Below are 17,632 nucleotides of genomic sequence, written 5' to 3' on the forward strand. Positions count from 1 at the left end.
AAACAGATTTCAGGACCGGTGAACCATTTCAGAAGTGTTGCAGCCCCTCTCCCTTTCTTGAACGATGCCCTGCATCGCAACGACCATGCAAACCCGTTCATGAATGACGGACAATGGGCAGGCAATGCCTTTGGCGATCCTCGGGACGCTGAAGAAAAAGTGTTATTTTTCATTACCCTAAGCTGTTCAAATTTCCACAAAAAATGCTGTTGCCACGCCTCCATATCGATGCATAAACTGGCATCAGTAAAGGCAAACCGGATCGACCTCATCAGACCCTCTCCTCCCACCAAGGTGCTGACCGACCAATGATCAATAATCTAAACGCCGCCGATCTTCCCCGTCCCGCCCCGCGCAGTTCCAACCCGGAAATCATGGCAGCGGAAATCATCGAGCGCCTCACCTACCGTATCGGCAAGGACGTAAAAGTTGCCAAGCCGCATGACTGGCTGACCGCGACCATTCTCGTCGTCCGTGACCGCATCATCGACAAGTGGATGGCCTCCACCCGCAAGGCCTATGCCAACAATTCCAAGCGCGTTTATTACCTGTCGCTCGAGTTTCTGATCGGTCGCCTGATGCGCGATGCGATCTCCAATATCGGGCTGATGCACGAAATCAGGGACGCGCTTTCTTCGCTCGGCGTCGATCTCGATGTCATTGCGGGACTTGAACCGGATGCGGCACTTGGCAATGGCGGCCTTGGCCGTCTCGCTGCCTGTTTCATGGAATCGATGGCAACCGTCGATATTCCCGCCTATGGCTACGGCATCCGTTATGTGCACGGCCTTTTCCGCCAGCAGATGGCGGACGGATGGCAGGTGGAATTGCCGGAGACCTGGCTGGCGCACGGCAATCCCTGGGAATTCGAACGCCGCGAAAGCTCGTATGAAATCGGCTTTGGCGGATCGGTGGAAACCATCGGTGGATATGAGGAGCCGCAGCGCTTCGTCTGGAAACCTGCCGAACGCGTCATTGCCATGGCTTACGACACGCCTGTCGTCGGCTGGCGCGGCACCCGCGTCAACACCTTGCGCCTATGGTCGGCGCAGCCTATCGATCCCATTCTGCTTGCCGCCTTCAATGCCGGCGACCACATTGGCGCGCTGCGGGAAAGCAACAAGGCCGAAAGCCTGACGCGCGTTCTCTACCCTGCCGATGCGACCCCGGCCGGCCAGGAATTGCGTTTGCGGCAGGAGTTCTTCTTCTCCTCCGCCTCCCTGCAGGACATTCTGCGCCGTCACCTGCAGCAATATCCGGATTTCACCTCGCTGCCCGACAAGGTTTCGATCCAGCTCAACGACACGCATCCGGCCATTTCCATCTGCGAAATGATGCGCCTGCTATGCGATGTCCACGGCCTTGAATTCGACGAAGCCTGGAAGATCACGCAGGGCACCTTCTCCTACACCAACCACACGCTTTTGCCCGAAGCGCTGGAAAGCTGGCCCGTCCCGCTGCTCGAGCGGCTTTTGCCGAGGCACATGCAGATCGTCTATGCGATCAATGCCAATACGCTGGTCTACGCCCGCAAGGAAAAGAAGATGCCGGATCAGCAGATCCGGTCCATCTCGCTGATCGACGAAAACGGTGAGCGGCGCGTGCGCATGGGCAATCTCGCCTTCATCGGCTCGCATTCCATCAACGGTGTCTCGGCACTTCATACCGAACTGATGAAGGAAACGGTCTTTGCCGACCTGCACAGCCTTTATCCCGAGCGCATCAACAACAAGACCAACGGCATCACCCCGCGCCGCTGGCTGATGCAGTGCAACCCCGGCCTGACCGGATTGATCCGGGAAGCGATCGGCGACGATTTCCTCGACGATGCGGAAAAGCTGACAGCGCTCGACCGCTTCGCCGACGATGCCGGTTTCCGCGAAAAATTTGCCGAAGTGAAGCGTCTGAACAAGGTGCGGCTTGCCAATACGGTGGCGCAACGCATGGGCATCCGTGTCGATCCCTCGGCCATGTTCGACATCCAGATCAAGCGCATCCATGAATATAAGCGCCAGCTTCTGAACCTTATCGAAACGGTGGCGCTTTACGACCAGATCCGTTCTCACCCGGAACTGGATTGGGTACCGCGCGTTAAGTTCTTCGCAGGCAAGGCAGCGCCGAGTTATCACAACGCGAAGCTGATCATAAAACTTGCCAACGATATTGCCCGGGTCATCAACAACGATCCGGCCGTGCGCGGGCTTCTGAAAGTGGTGTTTATTCCGAACTACAACGTCTCGCTTGCGGAAATCATGGTTCCGGCCGCCGATCTGTCCGAACAGATCTCGACGGCTGGCATGGAAGCCTCGGGCACCGGCAACATGAAGTTTGCGCTGAACGGCGCGCTCACCATCGGTACGCTGGATGGTGCGAACGTCGAAATGCTCGAACATGTCGGCGAGGATAACATCGTCATCTTCGGCATGACGGCGGAAGAGGTGTCGAAGGCGCGCGCCGAGGGCCACAACCCCCGCGCGATTATTGAACAGTCGGTGGAACTGTCGCAGGCGCTGTCATCTATCGCCTCTGGCGTATTCTCACCCGACGACCGCTCCCGCTTCGCCGGGCTGATCGACGGCATTTACAACAGCGACTGGTTCATGGTCGCGGCCGACTTCGACGCCTACGCCGAAGCGCAGCGCAAGGTGGATGCGATCTGGAGCGATCCGGAAAGCTGGTATGCGAAAACAGTCCGTAACACGGCGCGTATGGGCTGGTTCTCGTCCGACAGGACGATCCGGCAGTACGCCGCCGATATCTGGAGAGCCTGATGAAAAAACCGCTCAATTCGGCCGAAGAGAAAAAGACTGGCGAAATCACGAAGGCTGAAATCGAGGCGATCAAGAGCGGTTTGCATTCCAACCCCTTTGCACTTCTCGGCGTTCACGAAACGCCGGGAGGTTTTTCTGCACGGTGTTTCATTCCGGGGGCTGAAGAAGTATCTGTCCTCACACTGGACGGATCTTTCGTCGGCGAACTGAAGCAGCTCGATCCGGAGGGTTTCTTCGAAGGCCCGGTCGATCTCACCTCGCGTCAGCCGGTGCGTTATCGCGCCTGTCGCGACGATGCGGAATGGGCAGTGACCGACCCCTACAGCTTTGGTCCGGTTCTTGGACCGATGGACGATTATTTCGTCCGCGAGGGATCGCATCTGCGACTGTTCGACAAGATGGGCGCTCATCCGCTCAAGCTTGAAGGGGTCGAAGGTTTCCACTTCGCCGTCTGGGCTCCCAATGCGCGGCGCGTCTCCGTCGTCGGCGATTTCAACAATTGGGATGGTCGACGGCATGTGATGCGCTTCCGCAAGGATACCGGCATCTGGGAAATTTTCGCACCTGACGTCTATGCCGGCTGCGCCTATAAATTCGAGATTCTCGGCGCAAACGGCGAGCTTCTGCCGCTGAAGGCCGACCCCTATGCACGGCGTGGTGAACTGCGGCCGAAGAACGCCTCCGTCACCGCACCAGAACTGGCGCAGAAATGGGAAGATCAGGCCCACCGGGAACATTGGGCGCAAGTGGACCAGCGCCGGCAGCCGATCAGCATTTACGAGGTGCACGCCGGTTCCTGGCGGCGTCGCGAGGACGGCACCTTCCTCAGCTGGGATGAAATGGCCACCCAGCTCATTCCCTATTGCACGGATATGGGCTTCACCCATATCGAGTTTCTGCCGATCACCGAACATCCCTACGATCCGTCCTGGGGTTACCAGACGACCGGGCTTTATGCCCCGACCGCCCGTTTCGGCGATCCGGAAGGTTTCGCCCGCTTCGTCAACGGCGCCCACAAGGTCGGCATCGGCGTGATCCTCGACTGGGTTCCTGCGCATTTTCCAACCGACGAGCACGGCCTGGGCCTGTTTGACGGGACAGCGCTTTACGAACATGCCGACCCGCGTCAGGGTTTTCATCCCGACTGGAACACGGCCATCTACAATTTCGGGCGTATCGAGGTATTGTCCTACCTCGTCAACAACGCTCTTTATTGGGCCGAAAAATTCCATCTCGATGGATTGCGCGTCGATGCCGTCGCCTCGATGCTCTATCTCGATTATTCCCGCAAGGAAGGCGAGTGGATCCCCAACGAATATGGCGGGCGCGAGAACCTGGAATCCGTCCGCTTCCTGCAGAAGATGAACTCGCTCGTCTACGGCACCCATCCGGGCGTCATGACCATTGCTGAAGAATCCACCTCCTGGCCGAAAGTGTCGCAGCCGGTTCACGAGGGCGGCCTCGGTTTCGGCTTCAAATGGAATATGGGTTTCATGCACGACACGCTGAGCTATTTCTCGCGTGAGCCGGTGCACCGCAAGTTCCACCATCAGGAACTGACATTCGGGCTGCTTTATGCCTTCACCGAAAATTTCGTGCTGCCGCTTTCCCATGACGAAGTAGTGCACGGCAAGGGATCGTTGATCGCCAAGATGTCGGGCGACGACTGGCAGAAATTTGCCAATCTCCGGTCCTATTACGGCTTCATGTGGGGTTATCCCGGCAAGAAGCTGCTGTTCATGGGGCAGGAGTTCGCCCAGTGGAGCGAATGGAGCGAAAAGGGATCGCTCGACTGGAACCTTCGCCAATATCCGATGCATGAGGGTATGCGCCGCCTCGTGCGCGATCTCAACCTCACCTACCGTTCGAAAGCCGCTCTGCACGCCCGTGACTGCGAACCCGAAGGTTTCCAGTGGCTGGTGGTCGATGATCACGAAAACTCGGTCTTCGCCTGGCTGCGCTCGGCGCCCGGCGAAAAACCGGTTGCGGTTATCTGCAATCTGACCCCGGTCTACCGGGAAAACTATTATGTGCCGCTTCCTGTTGCGGGGCGGTGGCGGGAGATTCTCAACACCGATGCCGAAATTTATGGCGGCAGCGGCAAGGGAAATGGCGGACGCGTTCAGGCGGTCAATGCCGGTGGGGAAATCGGGGCGATGCTCGTCCTGCCGCCCTTGGCAACGATCATGCTCGAACCGGAAAACTGACAGACAGAACGGGAGGACAACCATGTCGGAAAAAAGAGTTCAGCCCCTGGCGCGTGATGCAATGGCCTATGTTCTCGCGGGCGGTAGAGGAAGCCGTTTGAAGGAATTGACAGACCGCCGGGCAAAACCAGCGGTTTATTTTGGCGGTAAGGCCCGCATTATCGATTTTGCACTTTCGAACGCGCTGAATTCCGGCATTCGCCGCATTGGCGTAGCCACGCAATACAAGGCTCACTCCCTCATCCGCCACCTGCAACGCGGCTGGGACTTCTTCCGTCCAGAGCGTAACGAAAGCTTCGACATTCTGCCGGCCTCGCAGCGCGTGTCCGAAACGCAATGGTACGAAGGCACCGCCGACGCCGTTTACCAGAACATCGACATTATCGAGCCCTATGCGCCCGAATATATGGTCATTCTGGCCGGCGACCATATTTACAAGATGGACTACGAATACATGCTGCAACAGCATGTCGATTCCGGCGCGGATGTAACGATCGGTTGCCTTGAAGTGCCACGCAAGGAAGCGTCGGGCTTCGGCGTGATGCATGTGAACGAAAAAGACGAGATCATCGACTTCATCGAAAAGCCGGCCGATCCGCCCGGCATTCCCGGCAACGAGAATTTCGCGCTTGCCTCGATGGGGATCTACGTCTTCCACACGAAATTCCTGATGGAAGCGCTGCGTCGCGATGCCGCCGACCCCACCTCCAGCCGCGACTTCGGCAAGGACATCATTCCCTACATTGTCCAGCACGGCAAAGCCGTCGCGCACCGTTTTGCGGACTCCTGCGTGCGTTCGGATTTCGAGCACGGACCGTACTGGCGCGATGTCGGAACCATCGATGCCTATTGGCAGGCCAATATCGACCTGACGGATGTGGTGCCTGACCTCGATATCTATGACAAGTCCTGGCCGATCTGGACCTATGCGGAAATCACTCCGCCGGCGAAATTCGTGCATGACGATGAGGACCGCCGCGGTTCTGCCGTGTCGTCGGTCGTGTCAGGCGATTGCATCATTTCCGGCGCCGCCCTCAACCGTAGCCTTCTGTTCACAGGCGTGCGCGCCAATTCATACTCCCGCCTTGAGAATGCCGTAGTACTGCCGAGTGTAAAGATCGGGCGCCACGCCCAGCTCAGCAACGTCGTCATCGACCATGGAGTGGTCATTCCGGAAGGACTGATTGTAGGAGAAGACCCTGAACTGGATGCCAAACGTTTCCGGCGCACGGAAAACGGCATTTGCCTTATCACCCAATCGATGATCGACAAGCTGGACCTGTAGAGCCCATGAATGTCCTTTCGGTTTCATCCGAAATTTATCCCCTGATCAAGACCGGAGGGCTCGCCGACGTTACCGGTGCCCTCCCCATCGCGCTCGAAGCCTATGGTGTGAGAACGCGCACATTGATACCCGGATATCCGGCGGTGAAAGCCGCCGTGACGGACCCCGTCAAATGTTTTGAGTTCACCGATCTGCTTGGCGAAAAGGCTGATCTGCTCGAAGTCCAACATGAGGGGCTAGACCTTCTGATCCTTGACGCGCCCGCCTATTACGAGCGTTCCGGCGGCCCCTATCTCGGCCAGACCGGCAAGGATTATCCTGATAACTGGAAGCGCTTTGCGGCGCTCTCGCTGGCAGCGGCACGAATCGGCGCCGGTGTGCTTCCCGGCTGGCGGCCGGATATGGTGCACGCCCATGACTGGCAGGCAGCAATGACCCCGGTCTATATGCGTTATGCCGAAACGCCAGAGATTCCGAGCCTTCTCACCATCCATAACATTGCTTTTCAGGGTCAGTTCGGGGCCAATATCTTCAGCAAGCTCGAATTGCCCGCCCACGCCTTCGGCATGGAAGGCATCGAATATTATAACGATGTCAGCTTCCTCAAGGGCGGCTTGCAGACGGCAACCGCGCTCAGCACGGTCAGCCCATCCTATGCGGAAGAAATCCTGACCGCGGAATTCGGCATGGGGCTGCAAGGGGTGATCGGCAGCCGCGCCCATGTGCTGCACGGTATCGTCAACGGCATTGACGCCGATGTCTGGAACCCGGCCACCGACCATCTGATCCACGACAACTATTCCGTCACCAATCTCAAGAACCGCGCGCTGAACAAGAAGGCCGTCGCAGAACATTTCCGCATCGACCAGGATGACAGCCCGCTTTTCTGCGTCATCTCCCGGCTGACCTGGCAGAAGGGCATTGATCTCATGGCGGAAGCCGTGGACGAGATCGTTTCCCTCGGCGGCCGTCTGGTCGTGCTGGGCGCCGGCGATGTGGCATTGGAAGGCGCGCTACTGGCGGCGGCATCCCGCCACCATGGCCGCGTCGGTGTCGCCATCGGTTATAATGAGCCGCTGTCGCATCTGATGCAGGCGGGTTGCGATGCGATCATCATCCCCTCGCGCTTCGAGCCCTGCGGCCTTACCCAGCTTTACGCGCTGCGTTATGGCTGCGTTCCCGTGGTTGCCCGAACCGGCGGCCTTGCCGATACGGTGATCGACGCCAACCATGCCGCCATCGCCAATAAATCGGCGACCGGTGTACAATTCTCACCCGTCACGCTCGACGGTCTGAAACAGGCGATCCGCCGGACCGTGCGTTATTATCACGACCCGAAACTTTGGACACAAATGCAGAAACTCGGAATGAAATCCGATGTTTCCTGGGAAAAAAGCGCTGCGCTCTATGCCGCGCTTTACAGCCAGCTTATTTCGAGAGGCCATTGAAACAATGATCAAGACCGTTCAGACGACACCCTTTCAGGATCAGAAGCCGGGCACATCCGGCCTGCGCAAGAAGGTGCCCGTCTTCGCCCAGGAAAATTATGCCGAAAACTTCATCCAGTCGATCTTCGACTCGCTTGAGGGCTTTCAGGGCCAGACGCTGGTGATTGGCGGCGATGGCCGTTATTACAACCGCGAAGTCATCCAGAAGGCGATCAAGATGGCGGCCGCCGCCGGTTTCGGCAAGGTGCTGGTCGGTCAGGGCGGCATTCTCTCAACCCCCGCCGCCTCCAATATCATCCGCAAATACAAAGCCTTCGGCGGCATCGTGCTTTCCGCCAGCCATAATCCTGGTGGCCCGACCGAAGATTTCGGCATCAAATACAATATCGGCAATGGCGGCCCTGCGCCTGAAAAGATCACCGACGCGATCTATGCCCGCTCGAAGGTCATCGACAGCTACAAGATTTCCGACGCTGCAGACGTCGATCTCGACAAGGTGGGCAGCTTCAAGGTGGATGAACTGACGGTCGACGTCATCGATCCGGTCGCCGATTATGCCGCTTTGATGGAAGAACTGTTCGATTTTGCCGCCATTCGCGCCCTGATTGCCGGCGGCTTCAAGGTTGTCGTCGATTCCATGAGTGCCGTCACCGGCCCCTATGCGGTGGAAATCATCGAAAAGCGTCTCGGCGCGCCGAAGGGCTCGGTCCGCAACGCAACGCCGCTGCCCGATTTCGGCGGCCACCATCCCGACCCCAACCTGGTGCACGCCAAGGAGCTTTATGACGATGTCATGAGCCCGGAAGGTCCCGATTTCGGCGCGGCGTCGGATGGCGACGGCGACCGCAACATGGTGGTCGGCAAGGGCATGTTTGTCACCCCGTCCGACAGCCTGGCGATCATCGCCGCCAATGCGCGGCTCGCGCCCGGTTATGCCGCCGGCATTTCCGGCATCGCCCGTTCCATGCCGACAAGTGCCGCAGCCGACCGCGTCGCAGAAAAACTTGGGCTTGGCATGTACGAGACGCCAACCGGCTGGAAATTTTTCGGCAATCTCATGGATGCCGGCAAGGTTACAATCTGCGGTGAGGAAAGCTTCGGCACCGGCTCCAACCACGTGCGCGAAAAGGATGGCCTGTGGGCCGTGCTCTACTGGCTGAACATTGTCGCCGCCCGCAAGGAAAGCGTGAAGGACATCGTTACCAAGCACTGGGCCGAATATGGGCGCAACTATTATTCCCGCCACGATTATGAGGAAGTGGATTCGGACGCCGCAAACACTCTGGTGGCCATCCTGCGCGAAAAACTCGCAACACTTCCTGGCACCAGCTACGGCAATCTTAAGGTCGCAGCTGCTGATGATTTCGCCTATCTCGACCCGGTCGACCAGTCCGTCAGCAAGAACCAGGGTATCCGCATCCTGTTCGAAGGTGGTTCGCGCATCGTGCTGCGCCTTTCCGGCACGGGCACTGCGGGCGCAACGCTCAGACTTTACGTCGAGCGCTATGAGCCGGATGCGGCCCGTCACGGCATCGAAACGCAGGCGGCGCTTGCCGACCTTATTTCCGTTGCCGATACGATCGCCGGCATCAAGGCCCATACCGGCCGCAACGAACCGACCGTCATCACGTAAGGTTTTGCATTGCACGCACCGTTTCCGGCAACGGGCATAGCGAAAAACTTGGCAGGCGGCCATGAGGCCGCCTGAGGTTACTGACTAACCTCCCCGCCAGACTCGATATCATCATCTTCCGGAGAGAGAGACCATGCAGAAACCAGCCGTTTTCCCCAAAGGCGTAACCCAGACGGAAAACGGAACGGAATTTGCGGTCTATTCCCGGCACGCCTCACAAATCGACCTTTGCCTTTTTGATGCGACGGGCGAAAAAGAGACGGCGCGTTTGCCAATGAGGCGCGATGAGAATGACATTCACCGGCTGACAGTTGCCGAGACCGGCCCCGGTGCGCGATATGGCTACCGCGCCGACGGCATTTATGCCCCCGAACATGGCCTGTGGTTCGACCCCGCAAAACTGCTGCTCGACCCCTATGCCACGGAGATAGACCGGCCATTCCGGCATGATGCCGCGCTTTTGGCCTATGGCGAAGACACGGGCGCGATCATGCCGAAGGCGATCCTGTCGCAATATGAGCAGGTCAGGCGCCAGCCGCCACGCTTTGCCGAAGGCGGGCTGATTTACGAACTCGCGGTTAAATCCTTCACCAAATTGCATCCTGCCGTGCCGGAAGAGCTGAGAGGCACGGTGGCAGCGCTGGCTCATCCTGCCATTATTGCGCATTTGAAAAAAATCGGTGTCGATGCGGTGGAGCTGATGCCGATCACCGCCTGGATCGACGAGCGCCACCTGCCGCCGCTTGGCCTTTCCAATGCATGGGGATACAATCCCGTCGGCTTCATGGCGCTCGATCCGCGCCTCTGCCCCGGCGGAGTGCGGGAGCTGCGCGACACGGTTGCAGCCCTGCACGCGCAAGGCATCGGCGTCATTCTCGATCTGGTTTTCAACCATACGGGTGAAAGCGACAGCGAAGGCTCCATCCTGTCTTTGCGCGGACTGGACAATCTCACCGCTTTCCGTCACCCGGAAGGAAAGCCAGGCGTGCTGGTCAATGACACCGGCACCGGCAACACTGTGGCCTGCGATCATCCCTATGTGCGCCAGCTCATTATCGATTCCCTGAGGCATTTCGTTCTCAATGCCGGTATCGATGGCTTCCGTTTCGATCTCGCGCCCATATTGGGACGAACGGCTAGTGGCTTCGACATGGCCAGCGAAACGCTTGCCGCCATGCACTCTGACCCGGTACTATACGACCGCGTGCTGATCGCCGAACCATGGGATATCGGCCCCGGCGGCTATCAGCTCGGCAATTTTCCGGAGAGCTTTCTGGAATGGAACGACCGCGCCCGCGACGACATGCGCCGGTTCTGGCGCGGCGATGCGGGAACGACCGGGGCGCTGGCCAATGCGCTTTCCGGCTCTTCGCCGATCTTTTCCCGCCGTGGACGTTCGAAAAGCCGCAGCGTCAATTTCCTTGCCGCCCATGACGGTTTTACCCTGTTTGATCTCGTCAGCCACGAACACAAGCACAATGAGAAAAACGGCGAGAACAATCGCGACGGGCATAATGAAAATCATTCCTGGAACAATGGTTTGGAGGGATTGACGGACGATCCTGCCGTCGTGGCCGCGCGCCACGCGGATGTAAAAGCGCTGCTTTCCACGCTCTTCGTCAGTCGCGGCACGTTGATGCTGACCGCCGGCGATGAGGGTGGCCGCAGCCAACATGGCAATAACAATGCCTATTGCCAGGACAACGAGATAACGTGGGTCGACTGGTCGTCGCTCTCCCAGGAGCTGACTGACCACACGGCATTTCTTGCAGCACTTCGCAAACGCTTCGGCGTGTTTTCGCAAACCGAGTTTTTCTCCGGCAACGGCGATGTGACATGGCTTGCCCCCGGCGGAGAACCGATGACGGTCGCGGAATGGGAAAGGCCGGACATGCCGGCTTTCGCCATGGTGCTTGCCACGCCGGACCACGAGACCGAAAACGACGCGGAGCTTGCCGTGCTCATCAACCGCAGCCATGAGATCGTGCCCTTCACCCTGCCGGGCGACGACTGGCAAGCGATCGGCACGGATTTCGGCAATCCGGCCTTCCTCCCTGCCCGCTCGGTAGTGTTTTATCTGCGCGGTTGATCGCTTGGCCCCGGCACCTTTATAAGTTCCGAAAGGCAATCGAGAAGAGGTAACATGGCAAAGGAAATAGCGCTGGCGGAAATGAAAAATTTCGTCGGCACGGAGCTGGGCGTTTCCGACTGGATCACCGTCGACCAGACAATGATCGACGCCTTCGCAAAAGCGACGCTGGACGAACAGTTCATCCACACCGACCCGGAACGCGCCAAGGCGGAAAGCCCCTTTGGCGGCACTATCGCGCATGGGTTCCTGACGCTCTCGCTGCTTTCGGCTCTGAATTACGATGCCCTGCCCCGCATTCGCGAAACGACCATGGGCATCAACTACGGCTTTGACGCCGTCCGCTTCGTCACGCCGGTCAAAAGCGGAGCACGGGTGCGTGGCCGTTTCACTTTGGCCGAGGCGCGGTTTCGCGGCGCCGCCATGCTGGTGACGACCTATGATGTGACGGTGGAGATAGAAAACGAGAAAAAACCGGCGCTCACTGCCCGCTGGACAACCATCACCCAGTTCAACCCCGAGGACAGGCCGCAAGACGCCTGATGGCGAAGTAAATCCCAATTTGAGATCGGAGTGTCTGTGAGATTCGCATATTTGATAGAACCTCCGTTCAACTACAGGAACGAATGCGGCGATGTGACCGGGTGCGATGTGGAGTTGGCGCGAGTCATTCTAGCCATGATCGGTATTCATGACATTGAATTCATCGAAACCGAATTCTCGCAATTGTTGCCTGGGCTGAACGAAAACCTTTGGGATATGACTACTGGCCTCTTCGATACCGCTGAACGCAGAAAGATCGTGACGTTCAGCCATCCCATCTGGGCGTTGCCTGATGGACTGTTGGTGAGGAAGGGCAACCTCAGAGATCTGGACGGATACGCATCGGCAGCAAAAAATCCGGAATGTACGCTGGTCGCGATCCGTGATCAGATCCAACATCGCGCAATTATGGAAGCGGGCGTGCCCGATGACCGCATTCTCATTTGCGAGACCTACGACGAGGCCGCTCAGGCCGTATTGGATGGGCGTGCCGACGCCTATGCCAGCGTGGCCATGGCCCATCTCGGTTTTATGCAGCAAAATCCAGAGCTCGATTTGGAAGTTGTCTCTGTTTTACCGAAAGAGAGACCAGCAGCCTCAGGCGCATTTGCTTTCCGCCAATCCGACCGGGAACTCCAGAGCGCGGTCGATGCGGCGCTTCTTTGTTATATCGGATCAGACGAGCACCGTGTGCTGATGCGCAATTTTGGTTTTGATGATCAAGCCCTCGTCAACGGCGAGGCCAGTCTGGCAAAGTAACGCCGGACTGCGCAAAGGAGACGGCCCAATGCATGATGAAGCCGTAAGAGACGCGTTTCTCGCACAGGCAAGAGCCTGCGACAGCCTCGGTTCGCCCTTTACCGCACGGCTTTGCCGCGCGGTGGCGGCGCGGCTGGATCGCCAGACGGACGTTGGCGAGATGATTTTGTCCTGGCCTGGCAATGTCGGCCCGTCCGGCGATTCCGTCCCACTGCGGCTTGCCGGTGCCCTGCATGCGCTTGTCATCGAGGACAAGATCGCTCCTCTTGTCGATATAGCACCCGAAGACGAGAATGCGCTCTGGCAGGCTTGCGCAAGTGCCTTGCGCTTCCATTCGGGCTTCATCCTCGAAAGACTGAAATCGCCGCCGCAGACCAACGAAGTCCGCCGTTCCGCTGTGCTGCTGCCGGGTTTTCTTTCCATTGCGGAGCTTTTCGGCAAGCCGCTGGTCCTTTCAGAGGTCGGCGCCAGCGCCGGTCTGAACCTGCAATTTGACCGCTACCAGTATCGTCTTGGCGATCTTGCCTGGGGCAGGCAATCCGAAGTGTCCATGTCGCCGGAATGGCGCGGAGACACCCCGCCCGACAAGCGGATAGAGGTCATCGAGCGCGCCGGCTGCGATCTTAACCCACTCGATCCGTCGTCTGCCGAGGACCGGTTGCGGCTGATGTCATATGTCTGGGCCGATCAGACCGACAGGCTGGAGCGCACGGCGGCCGCCCTGCGTATTGCGGTGGAGAACGGCTTGCAAGTTGAAAAGGCTGACGCAATTGACTGGCTGCAACGCCGCCTTGCCGCGCAACATTCGGGCGCTGCCCATGTGGTCTACCATTCTGTCGCCTGGCAATATCTGCCCGATGCGCTGAAAGAGGCCGGCGAAACGCTGATCGCCGAGGCTGGAAGCCGTGCCACCCCTGAGGCTCCGCTTGCCCGCCTGCAGATGGAGGCAGATACGACGCCGGGAAGCGCCGCAATCACCCTGCAAATCTGGCCGACCGGTAAGAAACAGGAAATCGGCCGCGCCGATTTCCATGGGCGATGGGTGGAATGGCAGGGGTGGAAAAGCTAGACCGCCACGTCCTGCGCCGCTTCCTGCAACAGGCCGCCGACATATTCGGCGAAGGAGCGCCAGCACTCGACCCGGAACGTATCGTCAGCCACGCGCAGCAGCACCACTTCCGCCTTGCCGAAAACCGTTCGCGAGCAGGCGCCGATCGGGAACTGTGCGATAGACAGATCCTGCGGGCAACCGGCGTTCAGAGCTGCCTCCGCGCCGGGGCCGGAAACGATGACAGCCGTGTTGCGGTGGGAAACGTGGGTCGCCGAAAACATGCCAGGAACGGTGGCGAGCGCCGCCATAAGGTCGCTTTCGCCCTGATCGATCACCAGCCATTCGTCCGGACCAAGCCAGAGAGCGGAGCGCAAACCCGATGTGACAGAGCTTTTCGGGCTGTTGGGCAATAACAGGCCGAGTGCATCCGAGAGGGCCGGCAGTGCGCTTTCCCTTGCGCGCAGCGACAGCCGCGACGCCGAGGCGGCGGGCTTCAGCGAGACGAAGGGCGAACCACCGTGGAAATCCTCGAGTACGGATTTGCGTTTTGCGTGAAGTGTGTCAGCCATTGAGACGGGCTCCTTCCTTGTCGAGGAAGACCATATCGGTCACTTCGACGGCAATTGTTTTATCGGCAAGCGGGATGTAGAGCGTTTCGCCCATGCGCGCCCTGCCATCCGCCACCAGCGCAAAGGCGATGGAGTGGCCGAGATTTTCCGACCAGTAGGCGGAAGTGACATGGCCGAGCATGGTCATGGGTTTCGGCTGGTTTGGATCAGCAACGATCTGGCCACCCTCTTCGGGAACAGTCAGCCGGTCCTTCGTCTTGAGGCCCACAAGCTGCTTTCGACCAGAGCGCATGAGATCCGGGCGTTTCAGACCGCGAATACCGACGAAATCCGTCTTCTTCTTGGAAACGGCCCAGGCAAGCCCGGCATCGTCAGGCGTCACGGTGCCGTCGGTATCCTGTCCGACGATGATGTAACCCTTTTCGGCGCGCAGGATGTGCATGGTCTCGGTGCCATAAAGGCATCCGCCCACCGCTTCGGCCCGTTCACGGATCGCGGTCCAGACGGCAGCGCCGTAATCGGCCGGAACGTTGATTTCGAAACCAAGCTCACCCGTGAATGATACACGGAAGAGACGCGTCGGCACGCCGCAGAAGGTGCCTTCCGCGACCGCCATATGCGGGAAGGCTTCGGGCGAAATATCGATACCCTCGACGAAAGGCGCGATCACCTCGCGCGCTTTCGGTCCCTGCACCGCAATCACCGCCCATTGTTCGGTCGCCGATGTCAGCCAGACATTCAGCTCGGGGAATTCGGTCTGGAGATAATCCTCCATGTGCTGGAGAACGCGCGGTGCGCCGCCCGTCGTCGTCGTCACGTGGAAACGGTCCTCGGAAAGACGACCGACAACACCGTCATCGTAAACGAAACCGTCCTCGCGCGTCATGATGCCATAGCGGCAACGGCCGGGTTTCAGTGTGTCCCAGGCATTTGTGTAGATGAGGTTCAGGAACTTAGCCGCATCGGGGCCGACCACCTCGATCTTGCCGAGCGTGGAGGCATCGAACACGCCGACGCTTGTCCGCACCGTCTTGCATTCGCGGTTGAGCGCCTCGTGCATATCCTCGCCGCCGCGCGGGAAGAACCATGCGCGCTTCCAGTTGCCGACATCCTCGAAAAGGGCGCCTGCCGCAGCCTCTTCGTCATGCATCGGCGTCTTGCGGGTCGGGTCGAACAGCGCACCGCGCGAATGGTTGATGAGCGTGCCGAAGGTGACCGGCGTATAGGGTTGGCGGAAAGTGGTGAGACCGACCTTCGGCAGATCCCGCCCAAGCGCTTCCGAGGCAATGGCAAGGCCATGCATGTTGGACATCTTGCCCTGATCGGACGCCATGCCATTGGTGGTGAAGCGCTTGATGTGCTCGACCGAATGCATGCCTTCACGCACGGCAAGGCGAATGTCCTTGGCGCAGACATCGTGCTGGAAATCGATGAAGGCCTTGACGCCGGTGCCTTCGCCTGCCCCTTCCGCAGCGCCGATCATGCCGCCGGTCCAGGCGCGCGCATTCTCGCCGGAGAATTCCGCTGCACCGCCACCTGCGGCAGCAGCCTCGGCGATCAATGCGGCGAGATCGTCCGTGCCGTTGCAGGCGCCGACTGACACACAATTCTGCACATGGATGTCAGGCAGGAACCGCTGGTTTGCCGCGTCAAACTTCAGCTTGCCGCGCGATTGCGAGAAGAGATGCACCGAAGGCGTCCAGCCCGCCGAAACGACGAGCGCGTCGATGGCAATCTTGCGCTTGTTAGAGCCGCCATTGCGGCCAACGCTCATGGAAGAAACGCGCAGCCGCCCTGACGTATCGTAAACACTGTGACCCGCCAGTACCTCGATGCCCAGCGCCCGCGCCTCGTCCAGCAGCCGCCGATCGGGGTTCTCGCGGCAATCCACGATAGCGGCGATCTTCACACCCGCTTTCTTGAGATCGAATGCCGTCTCATAGGCAGAATCATGGGCTGTGTAGACACCGACATTATTGCCGACGGTCACGCCGTAATGGTTGAGATAGATGCGCGCAGCAGAAGCCAGCATGATGCCGGGACGATCATTATTGGCAAAGACCATGTGCCGCTCGATCGCGCCTGCCGCCAGAACGACTTTCTTGGCGCGGACCTGCCACAGTCTTTCACGTGGCTGGTGTTTGGCCGGCGTGGCGAGGTGATCGGTCACACGCTCGGCCAGCGCCACGAAATTGTGGTTGTAATAACCGAACGCTGTCGTGCGGGTCAGAACACGCACATTGGGCAGCGATTTCAGTTCAGTGAAAACTTTTTGCGCCCAGTCATATCCGGACAGGCCGTCGATGACCGCACCGGTATCAAAACGCAGCGCGCCGCCAACTTCGGCATTCTCATCAACCAGAATGACGCTGGCGCCAGTTTTTGCAGCGGCGAGCGCCGCTGTCAGCCCGGCCACACCGCCACCGGCCACCAGCACGTCGCAATGGGCATAACGGCCGGAATAATGATCCGCATCCGGCTCGGTCGGCGCCTTGCCGAGACCGGCTGCGCGACGGATGATCGGTTCATAAATCTTGTGCCACGCGGCCTTCGGCCACATGAAGGTCTTATAGTAGAAACCAGCCGCAAACATCGGCGACAGGAAATCGTTGATCGCACTGATATCGAAGGACAGCGACGGAAAGCGGTTCTGCGAGGCGATGATGGCGCCGTCGAATACATCCTGCACCGTGGCGCGCACATTCGGCTGTTTGCGCAGGCTGTCACGCGATACGTCGATCAGCGCATTCGGCTCCTCCGGGCCGGCGGAAAGGAAACCACGCGGGCGGTGATATTTGAACGAACGGCCAATCAGATGCACGCCATTCGCCAGAAGTGCGGATGCAACGGTGTCGCCTTCCAGCGCCTGATAGATCTTGCCGTCGAAGGTGAAGCGTGCCGTTCTGGCAGGTGTCAGGCGACCGGCGCCCTTGATACGATAATCGCCGCTCATTGCGCAGCTCCCTTTTGGGCGGAAAGAACCGCGTCGGCATCCGGTTTCGGCTCGCCTGCCTTGTAGGTCATCAGGAATTTGTCGCTGACGGAATCGCGGGCGGCGTTGAAAAAGCGGCCGCAACCGTGAATGTGGCGCCAGCGCTCGAAAACGAGACCTTTGTCATTGTCGCGAATGAAGAAATATTCGGCAAAGGCCTCGTCCGAAATATCGGCAATGTTTTCCGGCCGGGCGATATGGGCTTCGCCCGCCCAGCGAAATTCGAGTTCGGAACGGTCTTCCCGGCAATAAGGGCAATGGATCAGAAGCATCGTGGCTCCACCT

The 17,632-nt window shown here is 59.2% G+C and carries 12 protein-coding genes; 9 read left to right on the forward strand and 3 right to left on the reverse strand.

Translation table 11 applies throughout. The features are described 5' to 3' along the window. Positions 1–308 precede the first annotated feature (308 nt). From QE432_RS03420 to QE432_RS03460, 9 genes are all read left to right on the forward strand, one after another. The gene (locus QE432_RS03420; RefSeq protein WP_004431815.1) at positions 309–2,771 is read left to right on the forward strand and encodes a glycogen/starch/alpha-glucan phosphorylase; all 2,463 of its coding nucleotides are present in this window, start codon (positions 309–311) and stop codon (positions 2,769–2,771) included. Then, the gene (glgB, locus tag QE432_RS03425) at positions 2,771–4,978 is read left to right on the forward strand and encodes a 1,4-alpha-glucan branching protein GlgB (RefSeq protein ID WP_019566535.1); all 2,208 of its coding nucleotides are present in this window, start codon (positions 2,771–2,773) and stop codon (positions 4,976–4,978) included. Before QE432_RS03420 ends, glgB begins: the two co-directional genes overlap by 1 nt. Positions 4,979–5,000: 22 nt before the next feature. Then, the gene (gene glgC, locus QE432_RS03430; protein WP_004431809.1) at positions 5,001–6,263 is read left to right on the forward strand and encodes a glucose-1-phosphate adenylyltransferase; all 1,263 of its coding nucleotides are present in this window, start codon (positions 5,001–5,003) and stop codon (positions 6,261–6,263) included. A gap of 5 nt (positions 6,264–6,268) precedes the next feature. Beyond that, a complete protein-coding gene (gene glgA / locus QE432_RS03435; RefSeq protein ID WP_065663242.1) occupies positions 6,269–7,711 on the forward strand; it encodes a glycogen synthase GlgA in 1,443 nt (480 codons plus the stop codon). Positions 7,712–7,715: 4 nt separating this feature from the next. Then, a complete protein-coding gene (locus QE432_RS03440; RefSeq protein WP_004431805.1) occupies positions 7,716–9,344 on the forward strand; it encodes an alpha-D-glucose phosphate-specific phosphoglucomutase in 1,629 nt (542 codons plus the stop codon). A gap of 133 nt (positions 9,345–9,477) precedes the next feature. Continuing rightward, entirely contained in the window at positions 9,478–11,433 is a 1,956-nt protein-coding gene (gene glgX / locus QE432_RS03445) for a glycogen debranching protein GlgX (RefSeq protein ID WP_065658715.1), read from the forward strand. 54 nt (positions 11,434–11,487) lie between these two features. Continuing rightward, positions 11,488–11,976: a MaoC family dehydratase gene (locus tag QE432_RS03450; RefSeq protein WP_004431798.1), complete on the forward strand. Its 489-nt coding sequence runs from the start codon at positions 11,488–11,490 to the stop codon at positions 11,974–11,976. Between the two features lie 36 nt (positions 11,977–12,012). Beyond that, positions 12,013–12,735: a transporter substrate-binding domain-containing protein gene (locus QE432_RS03455; protein ID WP_081308790.1), complete on the forward strand. Its 723-nt coding sequence runs from the start codon at positions 12,013–12,015 to the stop codon at positions 12,733–12,735. Positions 12,736–12,763: 28 nt separating this feature from the next. Next, positions 12,764–13,804 carry a DUF2332 domain-containing protein gene (locus QE432_RS03460; RefSeq protein ID WP_111802032.1) on the forward strand — a complete coding sequence of 347 codons (1,041 nt, stop codon included), beginning with the start codon at positions 12,764–12,766 and terminating at the stop codon, positions 13,802–13,804. Here QE432_RS03460 and QE432_RS03465 read toward each other — a convergent pair. From QE432_RS03465 to QE432_RS03475, 3 genes are read right to left on the reverse strand one after another with little or no spacing between them, the layout of a single operon-like run. Further along, on the reverse strand, positions 13,801–14,355 hold the full coding sequence (locus QE432_RS03465) for a sarcosine oxidase subunit gamma (RefSeq protein ID WP_306623363.1): 555 nt from the start codon (positions 14,353–14,355) through the stop codon (positions 13,801–13,803). The genes QE432_RS03460 and QE432_RS03465 overlap by 4 nt on opposite strands. Then, the gene (locus QE432_RS03470) at positions 14,348–17,308 is read right to left on the reverse strand and encodes a sarcosine oxidase subunit alpha (protein WP_013762066.1); all 2,961 of its coding nucleotides are present in this window, start codon (positions 17,306–17,308) and stop codon (positions 14,348–14,350) included. Before QE432_RS03470 ends, QE432_RS03465 begins: the two co-directional genes overlap by 8 nt. Further along, positions 17,305–17,619 carry a sarcosine oxidase subunit delta gene (locus tag QE432_RS03475; RefSeq protein WP_004431787.1) on the reverse strand — a complete coding sequence of 105 codons (315 nt, stop codon included), beginning with the start codon at positions 17,617–17,619 and terminating at the stop codon, positions 17,305–17,307. The genes QE432_RS03470 and QE432_RS03475 overlap by 4 nt, the downstream gene beginning before the upstream one ends. Positions 17,620–17,632: the final 13 nt, after the last annotated feature.

Origin of the sequence: Agrobacterium sp. SORGH_AS_0745 (genome assembly GCF_030818995.1) — a bacterium.
GTDB lineage: Bacteria > Pseudomonadota > Alphaproteobacteria > Rhizobiales > Rhizobiaceae > Agrobacterium > Agrobacterium tumefaciens.

Bases quoted from the DNA above. Each gene is read 5' to 3' on its own strand.
- QE432_RS03450 (WP_004431798.1), top strand. From the start codon at position 11,488: ATGGCAAAGGAAATAGCGCTGGCGGAAATGAAAAATTTCGTCGGCACG.
- QE432_RS03460 (WP_111802032.1), top strand. From the start codon at position 12,764: ATGCATGATGAAGCCGTAAGAGACGCGTTTCTCGCACAGGCAAGAGCC.
- glgA (WP_065663242.1), top strand. From the start codon at position 6,269: ATGAATGTCCTTTCGGTTTCATCCGAAATTTATCCCCTGATCAAGACC.
- glgB (WP_019566535.1), top strand. From the start codon at position 2,771: ATGAAAAAACCGCTCAATTCGGCCGAAGAGAAAAAGACTGGCGAAATC.
- QE432_RS03420 (WP_004431815.1), top strand. From the start codon at position 309: ATGATCAATAATCTAAACGCCGCCGATCTTCCCCGTCCCGCCCCGCGC.
- glgX (WP_065658715.1), top strand. From the start codon at position 9,478: ATGCAGAAACCAGCCGTTTTCCCCAAAGGCGTAACCCAGACGGAAAAC.
- QE432_RS03465 (WP_306623363.1), bottom strand. From the start codon at position 14,355: ATGGCTGACACACTTCACGCAAAACGCAAATCCGTACTCGAGGATTTC.
- QE432_RS03440 (WP_004431805.1), top strand. From the start codon at position 7,716: ATGATCAAGACCGTTCAGACGACACCCTTTCAGGATCAGAAGCCGGGC.
- QE432_RS03470 (WP_013762066.1), bottom strand. From the start codon at position 17,308: ATGAGCGGCGATTATCGTATCAAGGGCGCCGGTCGCCTGACACCTGCC.
- QE432_RS03475 (WP_004431787.1), bottom strand. From the start codon at position 17,619: ATGCTTCTGATCCATTGCCCTTATTGCCGGGAAGACCGTTCCGAACTC.
- glgC (WP_004431809.1), top strand. From the start codon at position 5,001: ATGTCGGAAAAAAGAGTTCAGCCCCTGGCGCGTGATGCAATGGCCTAT.